Origin of the sequence: Arthrobacter sp. S39 (genome assembly GCF_004320525.1) — a bacterium.
Lineage (GTDB): Bacteria > Actinomycetota > Actinomycetes > Actinomycetales > Micrococcaceae > Arthrobacter.
Genome location: NZ_SIHX01000016.1, coordinates 35,769 through 61,039, shown reverse-complemented (window position 1 = coordinate 61,039; position 25,271 = coordinate 35,769). Strand labels below are relative to the sequence as shown.

General features: G+C 67.3%; 21 protein-coding genes and 1 pseudogene. 12 read left to right on the top strand and 10 right to left on the bottom strand.

The features are described from left to right. Positions 1-800 (top strand): annotated as a pseudogene (locus EYS21_RS21235) (pyruvate dehydrogenase (acetyl-transferring), homodimeric type); the annotation flags it as partial. A 43-nt stretch (positions 801-843) separates the two neighbouring features. Further along, the gene (gene nboR, locus EYS21_RS21230) at positions 844-1,458 is read left to right on the top strand and encodes a nicotine blue oxidoreductase (protein WP_131135229.1); all 615 of its coding nucleotides are present in this window, start codon (positions 844-846) and stop codon (positions 1,456-1,458) included. A gap of 81 nt (positions 1,459-1,539) precedes the next feature. On the opposite strand, the gene EYS21_RS21225 is transcribed toward nboR, so the two are convergent. From EYS21_RS21225 to EYS21_RS21200, 6 genes are all read right to left on the bottom strand, one after another. After that, a complete protein-coding gene (locus EYS21_RS21225; RefSeq protein ID WP_131135228.1) occupies positions 1,540-2,520 on the bottom strand; it encodes an aldo/keto reductase in 981 nt (326 codons plus the stop codon). A gap of 24 nt (positions 2,521-2,544) precedes the next feature. Further along, entirely contained in the window at positions 2,545-5,394 is a 2,850-nt protein-coding gene (locus EYS21_RS21220) for a molybdopterin cofactor-binding domain-containing protein (protein ID WP_131135227.1), read from the bottom strand. Positions 5,395-5,397: 3 nt separating this feature from the next. Continuing rightward, positions 5,398-6,327, bottom strand: coding sequence for an FAD binding domain-containing protein (locus EYS21_RS21215; RefSeq protein ID WP_131135226.1), 930 nt, complete (start codon positions 6,325-6,327; stop codon positions 5,398-5,400). Then, a complete protein-coding gene (locus EYS21_RS21210; protein ID WP_131135225.1) occupies positions 6,318-7,550 on the bottom strand; it encodes an XdhC/CoxI family protein in 1,233 nt (410 codons plus the stop codon). The genes EYS21_RS21215 and EYS21_RS21210 overlap by 10 nt, the downstream gene beginning before the upstream one ends. Before the next feature lie 100 nt (positions 7,551-7,650). Continuing rightward, positions 7,651-9,198 carry an NCS2 family permease gene (locus tag EYS21_RS21205; RefSeq protein WP_207307845.1) on the bottom strand — a complete coding sequence of 516 codons (1,548 nt, stop codon included), beginning with the start codon at positions 9,196-9,198 and terminating at the stop codon, positions 7,651-7,653. Positions 9,199-9,213: 15 nt separating this feature from the next. Then, on the bottom strand, positions 9,214-9,708 hold the full coding sequence (locus EYS21_RS21200) for a nucleoside deaminase (protein ID WP_131135223.1): 495 nt from the start codon (positions 9,706-9,708) through the stop codon (positions 9,214-9,216). Positions 9,709-10,115: 407 nt separating this feature from the next. On the opposite strand from EYS21_RS21200, the gene EYS21_RS21195 reads away from it, so the two are divergent. Both EYS21_RS21195 and ligD read left to right on the top strand, forming a co-directional pair. After that, the gene (locus tag EYS21_RS21195) at positions 10,116-11,489 is read left to right on the top strand and encodes an 8-oxoguanine deaminase (RefSeq protein ID WP_131135222.1); all 1,374 of its coding nucleotides are present in this window, start codon (positions 10,116-10,118) and stop codon (positions 11,487-11,489) included. 131 nt (positions 11,490-11,620) lie between these two features. Beyond that, complete coding sequence (gene ligD / locus EYS21_RS21185) at positions 11,621-12,865, top strand: non-homologous end-joining DNA ligase (RefSeq protein WP_131135221.1); 1,245 nt, start codon at positions 11,621-11,623, stop codon at positions 12,863-12,865. A gap of 124 nt (positions 12,866-12,989) precedes the next feature. On the opposite strand, the gene EYS21_RS21180 is transcribed toward ligD, so the two are convergent. After that, on the bottom strand, positions 12,990-13,169 hold the full coding sequence (locus tag EYS21_RS21180) for a hypothetical protein (protein ID WP_131135220.1): 180 nt from the start codon (positions 13,167-13,169) through the stop codon (positions 12,990-12,992). Between the two features lie 361 nt (positions 13,170-13,530). On the opposite strand from EYS21_RS21180, the gene pucL reads away from it, so the two are divergent. Further along, entirely contained in the window at positions 13,531-14,439 is a 909-nt protein-coding gene (gene pucL, locus EYS21_RS21175) for a factor-independent urate hydroxylase (protein ID WP_131135219.1), read from the top strand. A gap of 159 nt (positions 14,440-14,598) precedes the next feature. Continuing rightward, a complete protein-coding gene (locus EYS21_RS21170) occupies positions 14,599-16,098 on the top strand; it encodes a nucleobase:cation symporter-2 family protein (protein WP_131135218.1) in 1,500 nt (499 codons plus the stop codon). Positions 16,099-16,238: 140 nt separating this feature from the next. Here EYS21_RS21170 and EYS21_RS21165 read toward each other — a convergent pair whose 3' ends face one another. Further along, positions 16,239-16,994 (bottom strand): IclR family transcriptional regulator, encoded by a 756-nt coding sequence (locus EYS21_RS21165; protein ID WP_131135217.1) that lies wholly within the window; start codon positions 16,992-16,994, stop codon positions 16,239-16,241. A 209-nt stretch (positions 16,995-17,203) separates the two neighbouring features. On the opposite strand from EYS21_RS21165, the gene EYS21_RS21160 reads away from it, so the two are divergent. From EYS21_RS21160 to EYS21_RS21135, 6 genes are all read left to right on the top strand, one after another. Next, positions 17,204-18,670 (top strand): NAD-dependent malic enzyme, encoded by a 1,467-nt coding sequence (locus EYS21_RS21160; RefSeq protein ID WP_131135216.1) that lies wholly within the window; start codon positions 17,204-17,206, stop codon positions 18,668-18,670. Between the two features lie 25 nt (positions 18,671-18,695). Further along, positions 18,696-20,294 (top strand): malate synthase A, encoded by a 1,599-nt coding sequence (gene aceB, locus EYS21_RS21155; RefSeq protein ID WP_131135215.1) that lies wholly within the window; start codon positions 18,696-18,698, stop codon positions 20,292-20,294. A 3-nt stretch (positions 20,295-20,297) separates the two neighbouring features. Further along, a complete protein-coding gene (locus EYS21_RS21150) occupies positions 20,298-21,575 on the top strand; it encodes an aldolase (protein ID WP_131135214.1) in 1,278 nt (425 codons plus the stop codon). An 11-nt stretch (positions 21,576-21,586) separates the two neighbouring features. Further along, the gene (locus EYS21_RS21145; RefSeq protein ID WP_131135213.1) at positions 21,587-22,399 is read left to right on the top strand and encodes a bifunctional allantoicase/(S)-ureidoglycine aminohydrolase; all 813 of its coding nucleotides are present in this window, start codon (positions 21,587-21,589) and stop codon (positions 22,397-22,399) included. A 187-nt stretch (positions 22,400-22,586) separates the two neighbouring features. Beyond that, complete coding sequence (locus EYS21_RS21140; RefSeq protein ID WP_131135212.1) at positions 22,587-23,738, top strand: serine hydrolase domain-containing protein; 1,152 nt, start codon at positions 22,587-22,589, stop codon at positions 23,736-23,738. Positions 23,739-23,803: 65 nt separating this feature from the next. After that, on the top strand, positions 23,804-24,163 hold the full coding sequence (locus EYS21_RS21135) for a VOC family protein (protein ID WP_131135211.1): 360 nt from the start codon (positions 23,804-23,806) through the stop codon (positions 24,161-24,163). A 25-nt stretch (positions 24,164-24,188) separates the two neighbouring features. Here EYS21_RS21135 and EYS21_RS21130 read toward each other — a convergent pair whose 3' ends face one another. Together EYS21_RS21130 and EYS21_RS21125 are read right to left on the bottom strand one after the other, a co-directional pair. Beyond that, positions 24,189-24,914, bottom strand: a complete 726-nt coding sequence (locus EYS21_RS21130; RefSeq protein WP_131135210.1) for an HAD family hydrolase — start codon at positions 24,912-24,914, stop codon at positions 24,189-24,191. Further along, positions 24,914-25,207, bottom strand: coding sequence for a hypothetical protein (locus tag EYS21_RS21125; RefSeq protein WP_131135209.1), 294 nt, complete (start codon positions 25,205-25,207; stop codon positions 24,914-24,916). Before EYS21_RS21125 ends, EYS21_RS21130 begins: the two co-directional genes overlap by 1 nt. Positions 25,208-25,271 lie beyond the last annotated feature (64 nt).

Below are 25,271 nucleotides of genomic sequence, written 5' to 3'. Positions count from 1 at the left end.
TCCAGCACGCCGACGGCCACTCCCCCATCCTCGCCGCCACCAACCCGGCAGTAGTCACCTACGACCCCGCCTACGGCTACGAAATGGGCCACATCATCCGCGACGGAATCGAACGGATGTACGGACCGGCCGCAAGCGGCGAAGGAACCGGACCTGCATCCGATAAAAACCTGATGTACTACATCACCGTCTACAACGAGCCGATCACCCAGCCGTCCGAACCCGAGAACCTCGACGTCGAAGGTGTGCTGAAGGGCATCTACCGGGTGTCGGCGTCGGACGTCCAGGGTCCCAAGAGCCAGATCCTGGCGTCCGGTGTCTCAGTGCCCTGGGCGCTGGAAGCGCAGCGGATCCTGGCCGAGGACTGGGGCGTCTCAGCCGACGTCTGGTCCGTCACATCCTGGAACGAACTGCGCCGCGACGGCCTCGCAGCAGAGGAAGACGCGTTCCTGAACCCCGGCGAGCCCGCCAGGATCCCGTTCGTGGCCAGGCAATTGGCCGATGCGCAGGGTCCCATCGTGGCGGTCTCGGATTATATGAAGGCCGTCCCGGACCAGATCCGCCAGTTCCTCCCGAACAAGTTCGCCTCGCTCGGCGCGGACGGCTTCGGCTTCTCCGACACCCGGGCAGCGGCACGCCGGTTCTTCAAGAATGACACCCACTCCATCGTGGTGAAGACGCTGCAGCTGCTGGCGGCGCGGGGCGACGTGGAGGAAGGCGCACCGCAATACGCGATGGACCGCTACAAGCTCCTGGACGTCAACGCCGGCACCACAGGAGGAGCGGGCGGCGACGCCTGAGGTGTCACCGACCAATCACTGACCGGGCGGCTAGGGTGTGGCTATGGGGAACATTTCTGAGACCAGGACCACCGCTGTTGTCCTTGCGGCCGGCGCCGGCAGGCGGCTGGGGAAGGGGCCCAAGGCCCTCCTCCCCTACCGCGGCCGGCCGCTGGTGGAGTCCATCGCAGGAGCACTGCTCGACGGCGGCTGCCGTGAGGTGGTGGTGGTGCTCGGCGCAGGTGCCCCCGACGTCGCGGCCATCGCCGAGCTGGACCGCTACCGGACGGTGGTCAACAACGACTGGCAGTCCGGCATGGGCAGCTCGTTCCTGCTGGGCAACGCCGCGGCGGACCCGCAGGACCATCTGCTGATTGCGCTGGTGGACCAGCCCGGCCTGACCCTCCGGACGGTGGGGCGCCTGCTGGCCGCCCACCGTCCGGGCCGGATCACCGCAGCCGCTTATGGCGACGGCGGTGCCGACGGAACGGTGCGCCGGGGGCATCCGCTGCTCATCGACGTCGGACTCCGGGACGCAGTGGCCGGTACCGTGGCGGGCGACGCCGGCGCACGAGGCTTCCTGCAGGCCCACCCGGAGCTGGTGGATGAGGTGGACTGCAGGGATCAGTCAACCGGGGCGGACATCGACACCCCGGAGCACCTCCACCTGCTCGGCTAAATTCGAAGCGCGAACTGGCACGTAACGACGTCAAAATCGCGATTTGGCGTCATTACCTGCATGTTCGCGCGGGGGTGGGACCTACCAGCGGGGGTGGATGGCCTCGCGGAAGTAGTGGTCGTAGATCCAGCGCACGCCCTCGTCGAATTCGCCGTTAAGGGAAACTCCGGCTGCGGCAGCATTCGCGGTGGCCTGGTCCACGTTCCGTGCGCCGGGAATGACGGTGGTGACGCCGTCCTGGGCGGCGATCCAGGCGATGGCCGCGTGGGGTGTGCCTACGCCGTCCGGGACCAGCTGCTCAAACTCGGCCACGGCCTTCAGCCCCAGCTCGTAGTCCACACCGGAGAAGGTCTCGCCGACGTCGAACGATTCGCCCGTGCGGTTGTAATTGCGGTGGTCGTTCTCGGCGAAGGACGTGTCCTTGGTGTACTTGCCCGTGAGCAGGCCGGAGGCGAGCGGAACGCGGGCGATGATCCCGACGCCTGCCTCCTTAGCCGCGGGCAGGACCTCGTCCAGGGGCTTCAGCCGGAACGCATTGAGGATGATCTGGACGGATGCAGTGCCTTCGTGCCGGATGGCTTCGAGCGCTTCGTCGGTGCGTTCCACGCTGACGCCGTAGTTGCGGATGGCCCCTTCGGAGACCAGGGTGTCCAGCGCGTCGTAGACTTCGGCGCTGCTGTAGACGGACGTGGGCGGGCAGTGCAGCTGGACGAGGTCGAGGCTGTCCGTGCCCAGGTTCTTCCGCGACCGGTCCACCCACTGGCGGAAGTTGGCCAGAGTGTAGTTTTCCGGCTGCTGGTCCATGCGGCGGCCCATTTTGGTGGCCACGGTGATGTCCAGCCCGGGGTTGTCCTTCAGGAACGCGCCGATGGCCTGCTCGCTCTTGCCGTCGCCGTAGACGTCGGCCGTGTCGAAGAGCGTGACGCCGGCTTCCACCGAGGCGGCCAGGATCGCCTGCGCCTGTCCGTCGTCCACGTTGCCCCAGTCAGCACCGAGCTGCCAGGTTCCCAGCCCCACGATCGAGACGTTCCGTCCGGTCTTGCCTAATCTGCGCTGTTCCATCCCCCGACTATATGCAACGCGGGGTCAGATCCGGCCCATCTGAGGCGCTTCTTTGGGCGTTATGTGACCCCGCGATGCTTCCCGGAGGCCGAGGTAAATCTTGTCCCTCGCGATGGGCAGCGAGGCGAAGCGCACTCCGGTGGCGTTCCGGATGGCGTTGGCCAGGGCGGGAGCCACCGGGTTGAAGGGGCTTTCGCTCATCGACTTGGCGCCGAGCGGTCCCAGTTTGTCGTTGGTGTCGGCGAAGTAGACCTCGCTCCGTGGCACGTCGGCGAAGGTGGGGATGTGGTACTGGCGGAGGATGTCCGTGGTGACCCGGCCGGCGTCGTCCACCACCACCTCCTCGTACAGCGCGGCGCCCAGCGCCTGCGCGATCCCGCCCTCGATCTGGCCGCGGCACTGCCGCGGATTGACCACCACGCCGGCGTCGGCGGCCTGGACGCTCTGCAGGATCCGCAGTTCGCCAGTGCCGCGGTTCACCGCGACGCGGAACCCGTGCACGTTGAACGCCACGGACCGTGGCGTGCCGCCCCAGCGTCCTTCGGCGGAAAGTTCGACGCCGGCTTCCGCGGCTTCCTGCGCCAGTTCCGCCAGCGGCACGGGCGTTCCCTCGCACACCACAGTGTCGCCGTCGAGGACGCAGCCGGAGGACTGGACCTGCCGGATCCCGGCGGCGAACGCCCGGATCCGGACGGCGAGTTCCTCGGCGGCGGCAAGGGTCGCCTTCCCTGCCACCACCGTGCCGGCCGAACCGAACGCGCCGGTGTCGTGCTCGATCAGGTCGGTGTCCGACTGCCGCACCGTGACCCGCGCGGCCTCGGTGGACAGCGCGGTGGCCGCCAGCTGGGCGTGCACCGTGGTGGTGCCGTTGCCGAACTCGGCCGTGCCGACGTCGGCCTGGTACGTTCCGTCCGGCAGGAGCCGGACCTTCGAATGGGCGAAGTGGCCGCGCGGCGGCACCGTGTCGATCATCGACAGCGCGGTGCCCTCGCCAGTGACCCAATCCGGGCCGAGGTCATCAAGCCCGGCGGCACGGTACCGCTCGGCGCCGCGGTCCAGGGCGTCCCGGACCAGGCCGGTGCACTGGTCCAGGCCGTAACTGCCGTAGTGGACGTCTTCTTCCGGCTCGGGATGGGTGGACAGCATGTCGTCCCCCTCGCGCACCATGTTCCGGCGGCGGAACTCCAAGGGATCCATGCCGATCCCAATGGCCAGTTCATCCATGGCCGACTCGATCGCGAAAATCATCTGGCTCAAGCCGTAGCCGCGGAAGGCACCGGAGGGGACAGTGTTCGTGTAGACAGCCTGGGCGTCCACCTTTTTGTTGTCGCATTTGTAGACAGCCAGGGACTCACCGCACCCATGGAACATCACGCCCGGACCGTGGTTGCCATAGGCGCCGGTGTTGGTCAGGACGTCCAGCTTCAGCGCGGTCAGCCGTCCGTCGGCACTGGCGCCGGCCTTGAGCTTGATGGTGAACGGATGCCGGGTGGTGGTGGCGGTGAACTGCTCCGTCCGAGTCAGTTCGAGCTGGACAGGCCGGCCCAGTTTCAGGGCGGCGAGCGCCACGATGTCCTCTGTCAGCACCTCCTGCTTGCCGCCGAAGCCGCCGCCCACGCGGCCGGCCACCACGTGGACCTGCTCCTCGGAGAGACCGAAGACCCGACACAGCGTGCGGCGGACCAGGAAGGGAACCTGGCTGGAGGTGCGGACCTGCAGCCGTCCGTCGCTGTCCACCGAGGCGATGGAGGCATGGGTCTCCAATGCGACGTGCTGGACGCGCTGGGTCTGGTAGGTCTGCTCATGGACGAAGCTCGCGGCCGCGAAGCCCTCCTCCACGCTGCCCAGTTCCGAGTGGAGTTCGGCCACGACGTTTTGCTCCGGCCGGGCAATCCGGGCAGCGTGGGCGTCCTTCTCCCCGTGCAGCGTGGGCGCGCCGGGACGGATGGCATCCTGCGGAGTGAACACAGCGTCGAGGATTTTGTACTCCACGGCGAGTGCCCGGACGCCCAGTTCGGCTGCCTGAACGGAGTCAGCGACGACGGCGGCGACCCTCTGGCCGCGGAACCGCACCACGTCGTCCAGCACGCGGGTGTCGTCGGGGTCGTCCGTGTACAGCTCATGCTGGGCGGTGGAAAACAGCGATGCAGGGGCATCCTCGTGCGTGAACACCGCCACGACTCCGGGCACTTTGAGTGCTGCTTCGGTGTTGATGCTGAGGACGCGGGCGTGGGCGTGCGGCGAGCGCAGGAGCTTCAGGTGCAGCAGCCCGGGCAGCTGGTCTGCGGGAACATCCAGGGTGTAGCGGGCTGTGCCCGTGACGATGGCACGGCTGGCGGGGGCGGGGACGTCGTCGCCCATCCCCCCGGGCCGCGGTTCGGGCTGGCCCTCGCCCGCGATTCCGGAACCCGGTCCGGCCGGATCCGGGTGGCCGGCGTGCCCGCAGACGGCGTCCTCGATGGCGCGGTAGCCCGTGCAGCGGCACAGGTTGCCCTTGAGGCTGCGGGGCAGGTTCTCCTTCTGTTCGTCGGTGAACGTCGCAGCGGTCATCAGCATGCCTGCGGTGCAGAAACCGCACTGGAAGCCCTGCCGCTCCAGGAACTGCTGCTGGACAGGATGCAGATCCCCGCTGGCTGCGCCGGACTTCCCGGCCAGCCCTTCGATGGTGGTGACGGCGTGCCCCTCGGCCCGGACGGCCGGGTAGATGCAGCTGTGGACGGGAGTGCCGTCCACGTGCACGGTGCAGGCACCGCAGTCGCCGCCGTCACAGCCCTTCTTAACGCCCAGGTTGCCCTGCTCCCGAAGGAACGTCCGCAGGCACTGCCCGGGGCGCGGCCCGGCTTCCGCCGGAATGCCGTTGATCTCGATGGCCATTCGTCAGGCCCCTTCCTGCTGTGGGATGTGCCGGGGCGCGGGCGAACTGCGCACCTGCGGCGGCCAGAAGTCGCCGGACACGACTGCTCCGTCTTCGGAGCCGGCGAGCTCGGCGCGGATCTCCTCCGCCAGGCGGTAGGTCATGTCCTGCCGCCAGGCCGTCAGCCCGTGGATGTCGTTGTGGTAGAGGTTATGGGGAATGGCGTCGTCCAGTGCTGCGGCCAGTTCCGCTGCGCCCGGCAGGTGCCGGAAGCGCAGCTGCACGGGCCGTTTGGTCGCTGCGGTGACGGTCAGTATCAGTGATGTGCCGCCGTCGAGCCTTCCGATCAGCAGGACGCCGGAGCGTCCCAGGTTGCTCAGCGACAGGCGGCGGAACGCCACGCGGGAGGAAAGGGCCGACGCCGGGAGGTGGATGCTGCGCAGCAGCTCACCGGGTGCCAGGCAGTTTGTCCCGTCCCCGGTGACGAAGTCGGCCACGGGGACGGTGCGGGTCATGCCGCCGGGGCCAAGGATGGTGGCCACGGCGTCGAGCCCTGCGCAGAGCGAGGTCATGGGTCCTGCCGGGAGTGCGGTGCAGATGTTGCCGCCCACCGTGGACATGTTCCAGACCTTGAAGGACGCCACGAAGGAGTCGCAGCTGGGCCGGACGAGGTCCAGCCCGGGCCAGCCGCGCCGGGATAGGTCCGTGGATTCCGGGAGGGCGTAGAGTTCCGCGACCGTGCAGGTTGCGGCCAGTTCGATACCGTCGTCGGTGACCGTGACGGGGGTCCAGCCGGCGGAGCCCAGGTCCAGGAGGCGTTTGAGCGGTTCGGGGCCGAAGGCGTAGCTTCCGTAGGAGAAGAGGACGGTGCCGCCCGCCAGCCAGGCGTCGCCGTCGCGCCAGTCGGCCGGGTCCGTGGTGCGGACCACCGCCTCGATGGTGTTCATGTCCATGCGATCTCCTGCTGGCTGATGATGGTGGGCGCCGCCTGCGCGGCGGTCTGGTGGATGGGTCCGGAGGTTTCCCGGAGCGGCGCGCATGAGGACTTCCGGCTGCGGGAGGCGATGAGCTCCGCGGTGACGGAGACGGCCACTTCGGCCGGGGTTACGGCGCCAAGGTCCAGCCCGATCGGCGAGTGCAGCTCCGCGATCTTTTCGGGCCGCACGCCGATGTCGAGGAGGTCATCCACCCGCTGGAGGTGGCTGCGGCGCGACCCCATGGCGCCCACGTAGGCAAGGTCCAGGGCCAGCGCCGTCTCCAGCAGCGGGATATCGAACTTGGGATCGTGGCTCAGGACGCAAACGACGGTGCGCGGGTCGAGCCGGCCCGCGGCCGCCTGGGCTGCAAGGTATCGGTGCGGCCATTCCGTGACGACGTCGTCGGCGCAGGCGAAGCGTGCCTGGCCGGCGAAGGCGGGGCGGGCGTCCACCAGGGTCACCCGGTAGCCCAGCAGTTTTCCGGCCGGCACCAGGGCGGCGCCGAAGTCATTGGCACCAAACACCAGCATGCGGGGCGGGGCGAGCCGGGTTTCCACGAGGAGGGTGACGGGTTCGCCCGCATCGTCCGGCGTTGCCGCATCGGGACCGGTGGGGCACGTGCCCGGCGAGGCCATAGTGACGACGCCGGAGCCGCCGCTGCGGAGGAATGACTCGAGCTGCGCCACGCCCGTGTGGGCCACAACAGTGTGGTCCCCGCCGGCGTGCAGCAGCGCGGCGGCTTCCGGGGACCCGGCCACGCTGAACGTGGCCGGGTCCGGAATCACGACGGCGCCGCTGCCGCCGGCATCCAGCCGGCGGACCAGTGCTACGGGCTCCCCCGGCGGGACGGTGGCGAGCTGCCCCACGGCTTCCCGCAGGCTGCGGCCGGCAGGCTCGATGTGGATCCCAAGTTCACCGCCGCAGGTGAGTCCGGCGGCGAACGCGTCCGCGGCACTGTAGCCGAAGGTCCCGTGGCGGGTGCCGCCGTCGTGCATTGCGTCCAGGGCAAGCGCCACCACGGCGCCTTCCACACAACCACCGGACAGGCTGCCCAGGACGGCCCCGGACTCGGCCACCAGCATGGACGTGCCCACCGGCCGCGGCACCGAACCGGTCGCCGCAACAACGGTGGCCACGGCATACCGCTCTCCGGCCACGGCAGGCGGCCATGAACTGAGCGAAGGTATCAGGTCGAGCATGGCGGCACTCCTTCATCCGGCGCGGCGGTGGTTTCCATATTGTCGTTCCTATCGGGGGCCGGACCAAGCACCGGTCCGGCGGTTGTGCAGTGAAATGCGGTCAGGCGCCCAGCAGCAGGTTGATCGGTCCGCGGGCGAAGTACACCAGGAAGCCGGCGCTGACCACCCACATGAGCGGATGGATCTTCTTCGCCTTCCCGGACGCCGCGCCGATGATCGCCCAGGACACAAAGCCCACGCCGATGCCGTTGGCGATCGAGTAGCTCAGCGGCATGGTCACGATGGTGAGGAAGGCCGGCAGTGCCACGGAGAACTTGCTGAACTTGATCTCGCGGATCTGCGCCATCATCATCGCGCCCACCACCACCAGGGCTGCGGCTGCCACCTCCAGCGGGACAACGCTGGTCAGCGGGGTGAGGAACATGGAGCCCAGGAACAGCACGCCGGTGACCACCGACGCCAGGCCGGTGCGGGCGCCTTCGCCGATCCCGGCCGCGGAGTCGATATATACGGTGTTGGAGGAGCCCGACGTGGCACCGCCTGCCACAGCCCCGAAGCCTTCGACGATGAAGGCTGCCTTGAGCCGCGGGAACGTGCCGTCCTTGTGGGCCACTCCGGCGCTCTTGGCCAGGCCCGTCATGGTGCCCATCGCGTCGAAGAAGTTGGTGAAGACCAGCGTGAACACCAGCATGGTGGCGGCGAGCCCGCCGATCCGGCCGAAGGCGCCGAACATGTCGAACTGTCCCACCAGGCCCAGGTCCGGGGCGGACACGAGCTGGCCGGAAAGGACCGGGGTGTTCAGGTGCCAGCCGCCGGGGTTGGTGGCGCTGGCGGGGCCGATCTTGAGGAAGGCTTCGACGACGGCGGCCAGTACTGTGGTGGCCACGATGCCGATCAGTAGGCCGCCCTGGACTTTGCGGGCCACGAGGATGCCCATGGCCAGCAGGCCCACCACAAACACCAGGGTGGGGATGGAGGTGATGGAGCCGCCGTCGCCCAGCTGCACAGGCGGGCCGGCCACCGTGGCGCGGATGAAGCCGGAGTCCACAAACCCGATGAAGGCGATGAACAGGCCGATACCCACCGTGATGGCGGCTTTAAGTTCCTTGGGGACGGCCCGGAAGATGGCGGTACGCGCCCCGGTGATGCCGAACAGGACAATGAGGACGCCGTTGATGACCACCAGCCCCATGGCCTCGGCCCAGGTGACTTCCTGGATGACCGAGACGGCGAGGAAGGAGTTGATGCCCAGCCCGGCGGCCAGGCCGAACGGGAGGTTGGCGACGAGGCCGAACAGGATGGTCATGACGCCGGCCGTCAGCCCGGTGACTGCTCCCACCTGGGCGGCGGAGAGCCAGCCGCCGGCGACGTCGGTAGGCGCGTTGTCCGCCGCGAAGCCGCCCAGGATCAGCGGGTTCAGGATCACGATGTAGGCCATGGTGAAGAAGGTGACCAGCCCGCCGCGGAACTCGCGGACGATGGTCGAGCCGCGCTCGGTGATCTGGAAGAAGCGGTCCAGGGCTTTCGACGCCGGCGACTTGGGGCTGTTGGGCCCTTGCGTTGGAGCGGGGGCAGTTGCAGTGTGTGCCGCAGTGCGGGCGGGCTTCGGAGCCGAATGCTCCTCGTGGGAATGATCCAGGATGGTCATGTCTGCCACCGGGCCCTAGTAGTCAATCCTGGATTCGAGCGTGTTCCAGGTGTTGAACGGCTCCAGCGGCGTAGGCGCCTGGGGATCGTCCAACGTGAGTTTTGCCACCGGCATCAGGGAATCCCTGTCCCGGTTCTCGAAGTATTCGTAGAAGACAGCGTCGTCGAAACCGACGGAGGCGGCGTCATGGCGGTCGGCGGCGAAGACGACCCGCTGGACGCGGGCCCAGAGTGCGGAGGCCAGGCACATGGGGCATGGTTCGCAGCTCGTGTAGAGGACTGCGCCGGTGAGATCGAACGTTCCCAGTTCCCGGCAGGCGTTTCGGATCGCGGTGACCTCGGCGTGCGCGGTGGGATCGTTGTCGGCGGTGACGCGGTTGACGCCGTCGAACGTCTGGCCATCAGCCGTGACGATCATGGCCCCGAACGGGCCCCCGCTGTTCAGGACGTTGGCCGTGGCCAACTGGATGGATCGGGCCAAATACTGTTCGGCCGTGACGGTGGTACTCATGATGCGACTCCCTTTGCTTGGAAGCCGGTATCCCGTTGCGGGACCAGTAGAACCAGATGCGACGGTTACCAGGCTTCAGCATGTGCTGTGAAGGTTAAGTTGCGCCTGGTAGATAGCTTCCCGAAGTCCGGGTGCCCGCCTTTGGCAAGTTCGAGATTAGCACCACGGTGTGGCCTGCGCCATAGTTTTCTGGAAATTTAATTTCGCAATGTGAAATCCATGTTTCCTGGGCTTAACGCCCGGCAGTCACATTTGGCGGCCACCTGTTGCCTCATTGACGGGCTGCCCGCGGCGCCCCTACGCTGATCCCCAACCGCAGCTGCCCGCAGCCGCGGCCACCTGGATCAGCAGACAGGGCTTCACTGAGCTGGCATCGCCATATTGACCCTTCCAGCCAAAGGAATCCCATGAACGCTATCCCCACTCACAGCACAGCCACCCGGCTCTGGATCAGGAACCCCCAGGCCGCCTTTACCGCCAATACACTGGACGCCTCGGGCGGCCTGGTGGTCAGCGGGGGCGTCATCGTGGAGGTCCTTGCCGCGGGCCAGCAGCCTTCGGCACCGTGCGAGTCAACGTTCGACGCCGGCAACCACGTCCTGCTGCCCGGCCTGATCAACACACACCACCACTTCTACCAGACCCTCACCCGCGCCTGGGGCCCGGTGGCGAACGCCCCGCTGTTCCCGTGGCTGCAGAACCTGTATCCGGTGTGGGCGCGTCTCACGCCGAAGGACCTGGAACTGGCCACCACCGTTGCGCTGGCCGAACTCCTGCTCTCCGGCTGCACCACTGCGGCGGACCACCACTACCTTTTCCCGGACGGCCTGGAAAACGCGATCGACGTGGAGGTGGAGGTGGTCCGCCGGCTCGGGATGCGGGCCACCCTGACGCGCGGCTCCATGACGCTGGGAACGGACGACGGCGGCCTGCCGCCGCAGTCAACGGTGCAGGCTCCGGAAGTGGTGCTGGCGGACAGCGAACGGCTGATCGGCCAGTACCACGAGCGCGGCGACGATGCAGTCATCCAGATTGCGCTGGCCCCCTGTTCGCCGTTCTCGGTGACCAAGGAGATCATGGCCGAAAGCGCCCTGATGGCCGAGCGGCTGGACGTCAGGCTGCACACCCACCTGGCCGAAACGCTGGACGAAGAAGACTTCTGCCGGGAGATGTTTGGCCTGCGCACCGTTGACTACCTGGACAGCGTGGGCTGGCTGACGGACCGCACCTGGCTGGGCCACGGCATCCACTTCAGCGACGCCGAGATCGCCCGGCTGGGAGCCGCGGGCACCGCCGTCGCGCATTGCCCCACCTCCAACATGCGGCTGGCGTCCGGCACTGCGCGCGTCCTGGAACTGGAGGACGCGGGAGTTCCGGTGGGGCTGGGAGTGGACGGATCGGCGTCGAACGATGCGTCCAACATGATCCTGGAGGCCCGGCAGGCGCTGTACCTGCAGCGGCTCCGGTACGGGGCTGACGTCCCGGTGGAGCGGGCGCTTGGCTGGGCGACCCGGGGCTCGGCGGCCGTCCTGGGCCGCCCCGGACTGGGGCAGCTGGCGCCCGGTATGCAGGCGGACCTGGCCATGTTCCGGCTGGACGACCTGCGCTTCTCCGGCAGCCACGATCCCATCGCCGCACTCCTCCTGTGCGCCGCGGACCGGGCCGACCGTGTCATGGTGGGCGGCGAATGGCGGGTGGTGGACGGGCAGATTCCGGGGCTCGACGTTGCCGGGCTCATCGCGGAGCACTCCGCCGCAGCGCGCCGGCTGGTGAACGGGTAGGGCTGGGTCCGCCGTTTCGACGGTTCCCTGCACACACGATGTTCGGTCACGTCGAGCGTGCAGGGAACCGTCAGAACGGGGCCGATGCATGAGGTCTGGCCGGGACATCTGATCGTTGCTAGCGTGGCGGCATGAGCCCGTCCAAGACCCCGGCCGAGATCCTCACCATTGACGGCACAGAGGTGCGCATCTCGAGTCCGGACAAGGTGGTGTTCCCCGGGCCCGGGCTGACCAAGCTTGACCTCGTCCGCTACTACCTCGCCGTCGCGGATGGGGCGCTCCGCGGTGCCGGCGGCCGGCCCATGGTGCTCAAGCGCTTCCCGAAGGGCATCGACGCCGAGCCGTTCTTCCAGAAGCGGGTGCCCGAAAACCACCCCGGCTTCATTGATACAACAACGCTGCACTACGCGTCGGGGACGTCGGCCGAGGAGGCCGTCATCCGCGATGCTGCGGGCCTGGCGTGGGTGGTGAACCTTGGCTGCCTCGACCTCAACCCGCATCCGGTACGCGCCGAGGACCTCGAGCACCCCGACGAACTCCGGGTGGACCTCGATCCGATGCCGGGAGTCAGCTGGTCACAGATCGTCGACGTCGCCTATGTCGCGCGGGAGGTGCTCGACGACGTGGGGCTGGTGGGGTGGCCAAAGACGAGCGGGTCGAGGGGACTCCACATCCTGGTGCGCATCGCGCCGCAATGGTCGTACCGCGACGTGCGGCTCGCCGCCGAGACACTCGCCCGCGAAGTCGAAAACCGCGCCCCTGGCCTCGCCACCGCGCGGTGGTGGAAGGAGGAGCGCGGCGAAAGTGTCTTCGTCGACTTCAACCAGAACGCCAAGGACCGCACCGTGGCATCCGCGTACTCGATCCGGGCCCTGCCGGATGCCCGGGTCTCGACCCCGCTCACCTGGGACGAGGTCCGCTCCACGCGGCCGGAACAGTTCACGGTGCGCACCGTGCCCGGGCGCTTTGCCGCCATGGGCGACCCGCACGCCGGGATCGACGACGCGGTTGGCTCTCTCGACGGGCTCCTGGCCCTGGCGGCGAAGCTCGGCCCTGCCGAGAAGCCGCCCCGCGGCGGCGACGGCTCCGGCCGCCGCCAGTCACTGATGCCGCTCATCGAGGTGGCCCGCACCAGGACCAAACCCGAGGCGCTCGCCGCGCTCGACGAGTGGAAGACCCGGCATGCCGGCGTCGTACCGGCCCTGCACCCGGCCGACGTGCTCGTGGACGGAATGCGCGGATCGAGCTCACTCTGGTACCGGGTGCGGGTCAACCTGCAGCACGTGCCCGAAGCGGACCGCCCGCCGCAGGAGGAGCTGATCTCCGACTACGACCCCTGGGCCGGCAGGGAGTGGCCGGGACGGCCCGTGTCCTGACGCCCGCGACCGAGGCTGGCGACGCACAAAACGCCCCGCGACGCGCAAAAGGCCTGGCGACACCCGAATTCCGAATTCGGGTGTCCCCAGGCCTTTTACGTGTCCTCAGCGAAGATGCGTGTCGTCAGCTCCGGAAGCCCGGCAGGGCATGGACCCAGCGCGAGAAGCGGCCGGGGACGTGCTCCCGGTCTGCGGGCAGATAGAAGTCCGGATCCGTTCCGCCTCCAAGGGGGAGGTAGAACTCCTGGACTGAGGGTGCCGCCGTTTGTGCCGGTGCAACCGGCGTTGTGTCCTGCTGGTACATCTGATCCTCCTCCGAGGTGGTTGGTGATGCTTCATGGATTCCGCAAAGTGGAAAAGAACTTTTGCTATGTGAAATAGCGTAGACGGCCATCTCCTAGTTCGTCAACGGTCTGGAGCGCAGTCAGTCACAAACTGATTTTTCAGATTGTGATGTACACCACCGCGCCGCTGGGCTATTCTGGGAACCAACTCGTGGCGCAAGTCACGTAACCTGGGAGCAGCAGGCAGGGTCGTAATGAGCTGGCATCAATCGATGTCGGCTCATTTTTTGTTGGGCCGACGGTACTAGAAACGCGTGGGAAACGCGCGCTTAATTTCTATGTGGGACCTTGTCCCGCATACCTGAAGTTGGGAATCTGACCATGAGCAGCAACATCATCCTCGGCCACAACCAGTACGGAAAGGCCGAAGTCCGGGTCGTCAAGATCACCCGCGACACCGACCGCCACGAGATCGAAGACCTGAACGTCACCTCGCAGCTGCGTGGCGACTTCGAGGCCGCACACCTCGAGGGCGACAACGCCCACGTGGTGGCCACTGACACCCAGAAGAACACCATTTACGCGCTTGCCCGCGCCGGAGTCGGCTCGCCCGAAGCCTTCCTCCTGCGCCTCGGCGAACACTTCACCTCCAGCTTCGACTGGGTCACCGGCGGCCGCTGGGAAGCCGAGTCCTACAGCTGGGACCGGATCCAGGCCCACGGCAGCGAACACGACCACTCGTTCGTACGCAACGGCCAGGAAGTCCGCACCGCCGTCCTGGTCCGCGACGGCGCCACCGCGCACCTGATCTCCGGGCTCAAGGACCTCACCGTCCTGAAGTCCACCCAGTCCGGCTTTGTGGGCTACCCCAAGGACAAATACACCACGCTCCCTGAAACCACGGACCGCATCCTGGCCACCGACGTTTCCGCCCGCTGGCGCTTCAAGACCGGGACTGACTTCAGCACCCTGGACTTCAACAAGAGCTACGAGGACATCAAGGGCCTCCTGCTCGAAGGCTTCACGGAGAAGTACTCCCACGCCCTGCAGCAGACGCTGTTCGACATGGGCACCAAGGTCCTGGAAGCCCACAGCGAGATCGACGAAATCAAGTTCTCCATGCCCAACAAGCACCACTTCCTGGTGGACCTCTCGCCGTTCGGCCTGGACAACCCCAACGAGGTCTTCTTCGCGGCCGACCGCCCGTACGGCCTGATCGAGGCCACGGTCCAGCGCGACGACGCCACCCCGGCGGACATCGCCTGGTCCGGCATCGCCGGCTTCTGCTAGACCAGTCGCGGTGATTGGGCCTGTCGGGATCCGCGGATCTCGACAGGCTCGGCCACCGGTGATCGAGCCCGTCGCGAAATCCACCGGGCACGTCGCCGCGCTTTTAGCCAGACCACGTTAGCCAGACAAAGACGTCTGCCATGAACCAGAAAGTCTGCCGTGAACTTCAAAAAACCCAACCTGGCCGCCAAGACCGGCCGCCAGCCCTCTGACCGTCCCGAAGACCAGCGCCTCTCCATTGGCAGCAGCTTCGCCTACGGTTTCCAGCACGTCCTCACCATGTACGGCGGCATCATCGCCCCGCCGCTGATCATCGGCGCCGCGGCCGGCATGTCCTCCCAGGACATCGGCCTGCTGATCGCCGCCTGCCTCTTTGTGGGCGGCCTGGCCACCATCCTCCAGACCGTGGGCATCCCGTTCTTCGGCTCCAAACTGCCGCTCGTCCAGGGCGTCTCCTTTGCCGGCGTCTCCACCATGGTGGCCATCGTCCACGGCGGCGGGGGGATCCAGTCCGTCTTCGGCTCGGTGATCGTTGCCTCGCTGATCGGCCTGGCCATCACGCCGCTGTTCTCCAAGATCATCCGGTTCTTCCCGCCGGTGGTCACCGGCACCGTCATCACCACGATCGGCCTGACGCTGATGCCGGTGGCCGCCAACTGGGCCATGGGCGGCAACAGCAAGGCCCCCAACTACGGCAGCATGGCCAACATCGGCCTGGCCGCAGCGACCATGGGCATCGTGCTGCTGCTCAGCAAGGTGGGCAGTGCCACCATCTCGCGGCTGTCCATCCTGCTGGCCATGATCATCGGCACGGCCATCGCGTTCGTCACCGGCATGGCCGATTTCTCCAAGGTGGCACAGGGCGAAATCGTCGCGTTCCCCACGCCGTTCGCCTTCGGCCCGCCCACGTTCCACATCGCGGCCATCATCTCCATGCTGATCGTCATCCTGGTGACCCTGACCGAGACCTCGGCGGACATCATCGCCGTCGGCGAGATCGTGGGGACCAAGGTTGACTCCCGGCGCATCGGCGACGGCCTGCGCGCAGACATGCTCTCCAGCGCCATCTCGCCGCTCTTCGGTTCCTTCACGCAGAGCGCCTTCGCCCAGAACGTCGGACTGGTGGCCATCACCGGCATCAAGAGCCGCTTCGTAGTGTCCGCCGGCGGCGTCATCCTGGTGGTCCTCGGGCTGCTGCCCGTGCTGGGCCGGGTAGTCGCAGCGGTGCCCACGCCCGTCCTGGGCGGCGCCGGCGTCGTACTCTTTGGAACCGTGGCCGCGAGCGGCATCCGCACGCTGTCCAAGGTTGAGTACCGGAACAACATGAACCTGATCATCGTGGCGGCGTCCATCGGCTTCGGCATGATCCCGATCGCCGCACCGGCCTTCTACGACCAGTTCCCGTCCTGGTTCAGCACCATCTTCCACTCCGGCATCAGCTCCGCGGCCGTGATGGCCATCGCGCTGAACCTGCTCTTCAACCACCTGAAGGCAGGGAACTCGGAGAACCAGTCGGTGTTTGTGGCCGGCACCGGACGCGTGGTCCGCGAGGAGGACCTCAAGTGCCTGGCCGACGGCGACCGCTACGAAGGCGGCAAGCTGATCGACTGCGACGGCAAGGAAGTCCCGGTGGAGTCGTCGTCGAAGTCTGACCACTAGCCTCCCCCACTACCCAAAGCGCGAACTGGCAGCAAATGCCCTCAAATGAAGAATTTGAGGGCATTAGCTGCCAGTTCGCGCCGGGTGCGGTTGGAACTATAGGGAACGACGACGGCGGGACGCGCCGGGTGCCGTTGGGCTCAGTTGCGGTTGAGCTCGTCCGAGATCGCCTGGGCTGCCTCGCGCAGCATGGGGACGGCGCGTTCACCGAAGGACTGGTCCACGCGGGATACCGGCCCGGACACGGAGATGGCCGTTGGCGTAGGCGCGTTGGGCACGGCCATGGCGAAGCAGCGCACGCCCAGCTCCTGCTCTTCCTCATCGATGGAGTAGCCGCGTTCCCGGATCCTGCCCAGGTCCGCCAGCAGGGACTCAATGTCGCCGATGCTCTTGGACGTGGGCGTCGGCATGCCGGTGCGGGCCACGATGCCGCGGACCACGTCGTCGTCGAGCTGGGCCAGGATGGCCTTACCCACTCCTGTGTCATGCGTGTGGGCGCGGCGGCCCACCTCGGTGAACATGCGCATGGAGTGCAGGGACGGGACCTGGGCCACGTAGATGACCATGTCCGAGTCGAGCACCGCCATGTTGGAGGTCTCCCCCAGCCGGTCCACCAGCGTCTTCAGCTGCGGCCGGGCCACGGCGCCCAGCTGCTTGTTGGCGCCTTCGCCGAGCCGGATGAGCCGCGGGCCCAGCGCATACCGGCGGTTGGGCAGCTGGCGGATGTACCCCAGCGTGACCAGGGTGCGCAGCAGCCGGTGGATGGTGGGAAGGGGCAGATCTGTGGAGGACGAGAGTTCGCTGAGCGTTACTTCCCCGCCGGCATCCGTGATCAGTTCCAAGAGTTCGAAGACGCGCTCTACGGACTGCACGCCGCCCGAGGCTTTTTCAGCCATGTACCAGTCTCCTGAGGACTCGATTTCCGACAACTCTTATCCGCATCGTGAAAAGAATTGCCCTAGAACTCCCAAGATACATCACGGCCACACGCCAGTCGACGAACCACGCAGGCTTGTATTTCCACAAAGTAGATAATAATATCCATAATACGAAAACATTTAGATCAGCAACGAGCCCGGCTACGGGCCTAACAGGAGGACATTCAATGGCGAACCCGAGCCCCGGAAATTCGATCACCCTGCGCGTGGAAGCACCGTCAAGCTTCTCCGCAACCAGCGAACTGGCCGCAGCCGTCGGAGCAGCCGGCGCGGCCATCACCGCCCTGGACGTCACCGAGTCCCACCACGAAACCCTGGTTGTGGACGTCACCTGCAACACCACCGACGACGAACACGCCGCCCGCGTCAAGGACGCCCTCAACGCGCTCGACGGCGTCAAAGTCCAGCATGTCTCCGACCGCACCTTCCTGATGCACCTCGGCGGCAAGCTTGAAGTCGTCCCGAAAGTAGCCCTGCGCAACCGCGACGACCTCTCCCGCGCCTACACTCCCGGCGTCGCCCGCGTCTGCCTGGCCATCGCTGAGGACCCGGCCGCGGCCCGGAACCTCACCGTCAAGCGGAACACCATCGCCGTACTCACCGACGGCTCCGCGGTGCTGGGCCTGGGCAACATCGGCCCCGCCGCTGCCCTGCCCGTCATGGAGGGCAAGGCCGCCCTGTTCAAGCAGTTCGCCAACGTGGACGCCTGGCCGGTCTGCCTGGACACCCAGGACACCGAAGAGATCATCATGATCGCCAAGGCCATGGCCCCGGTCTACGGCGGCATCAACCTTGAGGACATCGCAGCGCCGCGCTGCTTTGAAATCGAGAAGCGCCTCCGCGACGAACTCGACATCCCCGTGTTCCACGACGACCAGCACGGCACGGCCATCGTCACCCTGGCCGCCCTGGTCAACGCGCTCCGCGTCGTCGGCAAGAAGCTCGATGAGGTCCGCATTGTGGTTTCCGGCGTCGGCGCTGCCGGCTCCGCCATCATCCAACTGCTCAAGGCCCAGGGCGCCCGGCACATCGTTGCTGCCGGCCGTTCCGGCGCCATCCACTCAGGCGAACAGTACAACGACGAACACCGCGCCTGGATTGCCGCGAACACCAACGAGGAAGGCTTCGCCGGCACCCTGCACGAGGCCCTCAAGGGAGCGGACGTGTTCATCGGCGTCAGCGCCCCGCACGTGATCGGCGAAGAGCAGGTTGCCTCGATGGCCGACAAAGCGATCGTCTTCGCAATGGCCAACCCGACGCCGGAAATCGACCCGTCCATCGCGTCCAAGTACGCGGCCGTCGTTGCCACCGGACGCAGCGACTTCCCCAACCAGATCAACAACGTCCTGGCGTTCCCCGGCTTCTTCCGCGGGCTCCTGGACGCCGGGGCGTCCGACATCACGCCGGAGATGCTGGTTGCCGCCGCAGAGGCTATCGCCAACCGGGTGGCTGATGATGAACTGAATGCCAGTTACATTATCCCCAGCGTCTTCGATCCCCACGTCGCCTCCGACGTCGCTTCCGCCGTAGCAGCGGCAGCGCACGCGGCGGCGGCAACCGCAGCAGCCAGCACGGCCACGGATGCAGCAGGGGCTTCAGCTGACACTGAAGCCGCCGCCTTCGCCAACGCCTGATTCGCAGCCAACGAAAGGACCAGAAATGGCCATCACAGTCACAGACCCCCGGCCGATCGAACGCGCGGAGGAGATCCTTACCCCCAAGGCGCTGGCGTTCCTGGAGGAACTCCACAAACGCTTCGCCGGCACCCGCAACGAGCTCCTCGCCGCCCGCGGCGTCAAGCGCCAGCGGGTAGCGGACACCGGCAAGCTGGACTTCCTGCCGGAAACCCAGGACGTGCGCGACGGCGACTGGAAAGTTGCGGAGGCCCCTGCGGCCCTGCAGGACCGCCGCGTTGAAATGACCGGCCCGGCGAGCCCGGCCAAAATGGCCATCAACGCCCTGAACTCCGGCGCCAAGGTGTGGCTGGCCGACCTTGAGGACGCCAGCACGCCCACCTGGGGCAACGTCATCGACTCCATCCTGAACCTCCGTGACGCCGCCCAGGGAACCCTGAGCTACACCTCCGCCGAAGGCAAGGAATACAAGCTCCGCACCGACGCGCCGCTGGCCGTTGTGGTGGCCCGCCCGCGCGGCTGGCACATGCCGGAAAAGCACCTGCTGATCGACGGCGAACCTGCCGTGGGTGCGCTGGTGGACTTCGGACTGCACTTCTACCACGTGGCCAAGCAGCTGGTCCTCAACGGCCACGGCCCGTACTACTACCTGCCCAAGATGGAAAGCCACCTCGAGGCCCGGCTCTGGAACGACGTCTTCGTCTTCGCCCAGGACTTCCTGGGACTGGGCCAGGGAACGGTCCGCGCCACGGTGCTGATCGAGACGATCCCGGCTGCGTTCGAGATGGACGAGATCCTGTACGAACTGCGGGACCACGCCTCGGGCCTGAACGCCGGCCGCTGGGACTACCTGTTCAGCATCATCAAGTACTTCCGCGACGCCGGCGAGGAATTTGTCCTTCCGGACCGGGCCTCGGTGGTCATGACCGCACCGTTCATGCGCGCCTACACCGAACTGCTCGTCAAGACCTGCCACCAGCGCGGCGCATTCGCCATGGGTGGCATGGCAGCCGTCATCCCCAACCGCAGGCACCCCGAGGTCACCGAGGCGGCCTTCGCCAAGGTCCGCGCTGACAAGACCCGCGAAGCGAACGACGGGTTCGACGGCTCCTGGGTGGCCCACCCGGACCTGGTCCCCACCTGCCGCGAGGTGTTCGACGCCGTCCTGGGCGAGCGCCCCAACCAGCTGGACAAGCAGCGCCCCGAGGTTTCGGTGACCGCTGACCAGCTGCTGGACATCGCTTCCGCGGACGGCCAGGTCACCGAAGGCGGGCTGCGGCTGAACCTGTACGTCGCCGTTGCCTACACCGCGGTGTGGCTGTCGGGCAACGGTGCCGTGGCCATCCACAACCTGATGGAGGACGCCGCCACCGCGGAGATCTCCCGCTCGCAGGTGTGGCAGCAGATCCGCAACAAGTCAGTCCTCGCCGACACCGGAAACACTGTCACGCGGGAACTGGTGGAGCGGATCCTGGGCGAGGAAACGGAACGGCTCCGCACCGAATTCGGTGACGAGGCCTTCCGCCGCTACTACAAGCCGGCCAGCGACCTGATCGCGGACATCTGCCTGTCCGAGGACTACACGGACTTCCTCACCACCCCGGCCTACGAACTGGTGGGCTGAGCGATGGCGGTCTCCCCCACGCCGTCGCTCTCCGCGGCGGACACCGCCCACATCGACGCCCAGCTGGCCGCCACCGACCGGCTGCTGGACCGGAACTACCCGGGCGACGACGGCTCACGCCAGCCCGTCCACACCGTCTATATCCCCGCGGACCGGTTCACGCCGTCGTTCGCTGCCGACTGGGGCGCCCAGGCGCTCACGACGGCGGCGGCGCACGGCGGCCTGGAACGGCTGGGCCGGCTGCTGGGCCAGGACGCCGAACTCGCCGGGGCAGTAGCGCCGCGGGTCCAGGCGAAGCTCGAAAGCGAACCGGTCGAGGACCTCCGACTCGACTTCGAGGACGGCTTCGGGGACAGGGGCGACGACGCCGAGGACGCCGCGGCGGTTGCCGCGGCGGCCGCCGTGGCCACCGCCGTCGCGGCCGGCTCCGCGCCGCCGTTCATCGGGATCCGGTTCAAATGCTTCGAGGCCCCCACCAGGGCCCGCGGCCTGCGAACCCTGGACCTCTTCGTCTCCGGACTCGTCTCTTCCGGCGAGCTCCCGGCAGGACTGATCCTGACCCTGCCCAAGGTCACCACCGTGGCGCAGGTCCAGGCAATGGACTACGCCGTGTCCCGGTTGGAGGAAGTCCACGGGCTTCCGGCCGGCCGGCTGCGGTTCGAGGTGCAGGTGGAAACACCGCAGCTCATCCTCGGCCCGGAGGGCACCTCCCCCGTGGCGCAGCTGCCGCACGTGGTCCCGGGACGCATCAGTGCCCTGCACTACGGCACCTACGACTACTCCGCGTCGCTGCAGATCTCGGCCGAGTACCAGTCCATGGAGCACCCGGTGGCTGACTTCGCCAAGGAGGTCATGCAGCTGGCCGTCGCCGGCACGGGCATCCGGCTTTCCGACGGTTCCACCAACATCATTCCGGTGGGCGACGCCGTCGAGGATGCCTGGAAGCTGCACGGGCGGCTCGTCCGCCGCTCGCTGGAGCGGGGCTACTACCAGGGCTGGGACCTGCACGCCGCGCAGCTGCCCAGCCGTTTCGCCGCCACCTATGCGTTCTACCGCGAGGGGCTCCCGGCCGCCGCGGCACGCCTGCGCAACTACGTCGAACGCACCGAAGGCGGGGTCATGGACGAACCCGCCACCGCCCGCGCTCTGGCCGCCTTTGTCCTGCGCGGCGTCCAGTGCGGCGCAGTGGGGACCGAAGAGGTCCAGGCGCTGGCCGGCGTCGAACTTTCCCAGCTGACCGCACTGGCGCACCCGCGGCTGGCACACTCCACTTCGAAGTAAAGGATCCCATGATGGGCAAGTACTACCACCCCCAGGGCGGACTGCCGCCGCAGACCCACCTCACCACGGAACGGGCCATCGTCACGGAGGCCTACACGGTCATCCCCAAGGGCGTTATGACCGACATCGTGACCAGCACCCTGCCGGGTTTCTCCAACACCCGCTCCTGGATCCTGGCCCGCCCGATCTCCGGGTTTGCCACCACGTTCTCGCAGCTGATCGTGGAGATCGGCCCCGGCGGCGGCGCTCCGAAGGCCGAGTTTGAGGCAGGGGTTGAAGGCGTCATCTTCGTCACTAAGGGCAAGGTCAACCTGACCCTCGACGGCGAACTCCACCAGCTGGAGGAAGGCGGCTACGCCTACCTGGCCGCCGGTTCCACCTGGGGCCTGGAGAACGTCTCGGACGACATCGTCTCGTTCCAATGGATCCGCAAGGCCTACGAGCGGCTCGAAGGCTACGAGGCCAAGTCCTTCGTCACCAGCGATGCCGCGGTGGAGCCCACCGCGATGCCGGATACCAACGGCGCCTGGAAGACCACCCGCTTCACGGATTCGTCCGACCTCGCCCACGACATGCAGGTGAACATCGTGACGTTCCAGCCGGGCGGGGTCATCCCGTTCCCGGAGACCCATGTCATGGAGCACGGCCTGTACGTGCTGGAGGGCAAGGCCATGTACCTGCTCAACAACGACTGGGTTGAGGTGGAGGCCGGCGACTTTATGTGGCTGCGCGCCTTCTGCCCGCAGGCCTGCTACGCCGGCGGTCCCGGCGAGTTCCGGTACCTGCTGTACAAGGACATGAACCGCCAGATCCGCCTCACCTAACCCTGCCGTCCCTATCCCAACCAGGTAGCACTAAGTGTCGTTATGGAGCCTCATAACGACACTTACTGCTACCTACTTGGGGTTAATGGAGGCACCGGGGCATTGACCCCGTACTTCACTACGAGGAGCATTGAGGTGCCGGCACTGCAGGTACCTGGCCGAGGCGCCGGCTTGAAGGGTCAGCGACATGCCCGGCACCAGGCGGCACCGCATCAGGAACAGGATCGCGGCGGCTGTGTCCGCAGCGCTGGTGGCCGCTGCCCTGGGCAGCTGCACTCCTGACCCCCTCCCACCGGACCGGCATGAGGACATCTACGCCGCGCTGGAGGCTTTCAGCCGGTCGATGATCGAGGACGGCGCCCCGGCAGTCCTCATCGAGGTGAGGCACAGCGGAAAAGCGTGGACCCATGCCAACGGCGTCCGGAACCTCGACACGCGTGAACCCGCCACGGCCTCGGACCCCTTCAGGGTAGGCAGCATCACCAAGTCCATGGTGGCTGTTTCCGTCATGAAGCTGGTGGAGGAAGGCAAAGTCGGCCTGGACGAACAGGTCAGCAAATACCTCCCGGAGTTCGGAACCGTCCTTCATCCGCCGGGCCCGGTGACTGTACGCCAACTCCTGATCCACGAAACCGGGCTGCCCGAGTTTGGCATTCCCCTGCTGGCCTCGGGGCCGTGGCCGGAAGTTATGAACAGGCCGCTCAGCCTGGAGCAGCAACTGGCGCTCGCGGCCACGGTGCCGTGGGAACGGCGGCTCGCCCAGGGCTTCGAATACTCCAACTCGAATTACGCGGCGCTGGGCCTGATCGTCCAGCGGCTCCGCGGCAAGGGCATCAGTACAGTCCTGAAGGAGGACATTGCTGATCCGCTGGGGCTGGAGTCAACCGGGCTCCCCCGGCCCGGTGCCGCCCCGGCCACCATGGTCCACGGCTACATCACCGTGAACGGCCAGCGCCTGGACGTCACACAACCCGCATGGCTGTCAGAGTTTGCCGCGGGCGGCGCAGTGTCCACCGTGTCCGAGGTCAACACCTTCTACGCAGCCCTGTTCGAGGGAAAGCTCCTGCGGGACGAAAGCCGGGCAGCGATGCTGCGGCGGGACGGCGACTTCTATGGCTTCGGCCTGTGGAGATGGAACGACACCTGCACCAACAGGCTGTACCACGGGCACCGGGGCGACATCGATGGCTACGGGTCCGTTTCCATGAGCAGCGAAGACGGTTCGAGGCAGCTCACCATCGCCGTGGCCTACCCGCCGGAACCGCCGACGCTGGATACGAATCCGCTGGTCCTGGAACTTGAAGACGTAGCTGAACAAGCATTGAACGCACTCTGCTGAGTTCGGCCGGGCCCGGACAACCGCCGGGGCTTGCCTGCCTGTCCTGATGGGGGAAGCATACAAACATGCTGACTATCGGAACCACTGTCCTCGGAGTGGAGGACGTTACCCGTTCCACCGCGTTCTGGTGCGACGCGCTGGGCTACGTCCCGCGCGAGGAGGGCGACGACACCTGGGTGGTCCTCGTCCCGCATGGCGGCAACGGGGCCAGGCTCGCCCTGATGCTCAGCGAGACGCCAGTCCAGGAGCACCCGCGGATCCACCTGGACCTCTACGCCGACGACCAGAACGCCGAGGTGGCCCGATTGCTGGACCTGGGCGCCTCGCGCGTGGACTGGGACCTGTATCCGGACGATCCTGATTTCATCGTGCTCGCGGACCCGGACGGAAACCGGTTCTGCGTGGTGGACGTGGCCCGGTCCTGAAGCAGGCCGGGGGCGCGCCGGTGGGTTAACCCCCGGCGGAGGACGCCGTAAGCAGCCTTCCGATGGCGCTTGACTGGAGATTGTCCAGGAGGTCACGCGGACCCGAGTAGACCTCGGCGGCGCCGGCGTCCCTGAGTTCAGCAGCAGTTGTTCCGCCGCAGGTGAGTCCTATGGCGGGCATACCGATTGCGGCTGCGGCCTGCATGTCCCAGACAGCATCGCCGACGTAGACGGCATCGGAAGGCTGGACGCCAACAGCCTCCAGCGCGGCCACCAGGATGTCCGGGGCCGGCTTGCTGGCCTTCGCGTCGTTGGCACTGGTGGCTGCATGGATGTGGGCGTCGGAGCCGAGGGCCCGCCGGGTTGCCAGCAGGTCCTGCGTCCGGGCGGACGACGCCAGGGCAACCGCCAGTCCTCCGAAGTGGCATTGCGCCAGGAGGTCCCTCGCGCCGTCAAAGGGGCGAAGGACGGCCCAACTGGACGCAAAAAGGGCGGCGTGGCTGGCCAGGATCTCGGCGTCGGCGTTCCTGTCCCTGCCCTGCGGAAGGAGGCTGTCAACCAGCCGGTCGCCGCCCATGCCCACGCAGTGGTGGATGGAGGCCATCGGCACGTCGTGGCCCTGCTGCCGGAATGCCTGCCACCAGGCCAGCGTATGGAGATAGGACGAATCCACCAGGGTTCCGTCCACGTCAAACAGGACGCCCCGGCGTCGTTCCGCCGCTCCCGCCGGGCGAAGGTGCTGGGGGTCCATCAGCCGGCTGCGGCCCGCGTGGTCCCCGAAACCCTGTTGAGCCGTGGCGCGGCCCCCTCCTTGGCGGACACCACCGGCCGGACCCGTTCACGGATGACCGACCCGGCGCCGTCTCGGCTGCGGTCGCGGATCAGCCCAGTCCCGGCAATTTCGCGTGCCATGGCCACGCCGGCCACCGCGGCGCGCTTGGTGGGAAAGGTCACCGAAATCGCCATCAGGTCCCCGGCCCCATCCATCATCCTGACCCTGTAGCCACCGTCAGCTGCATCCACCAGTTCAAAATAACCGGCCATTCGAATCACTCCTCCGTCAGTCACTGCGCTGTGCTGGGAGCACGCCGCGAAGTGTTAGTAAGTA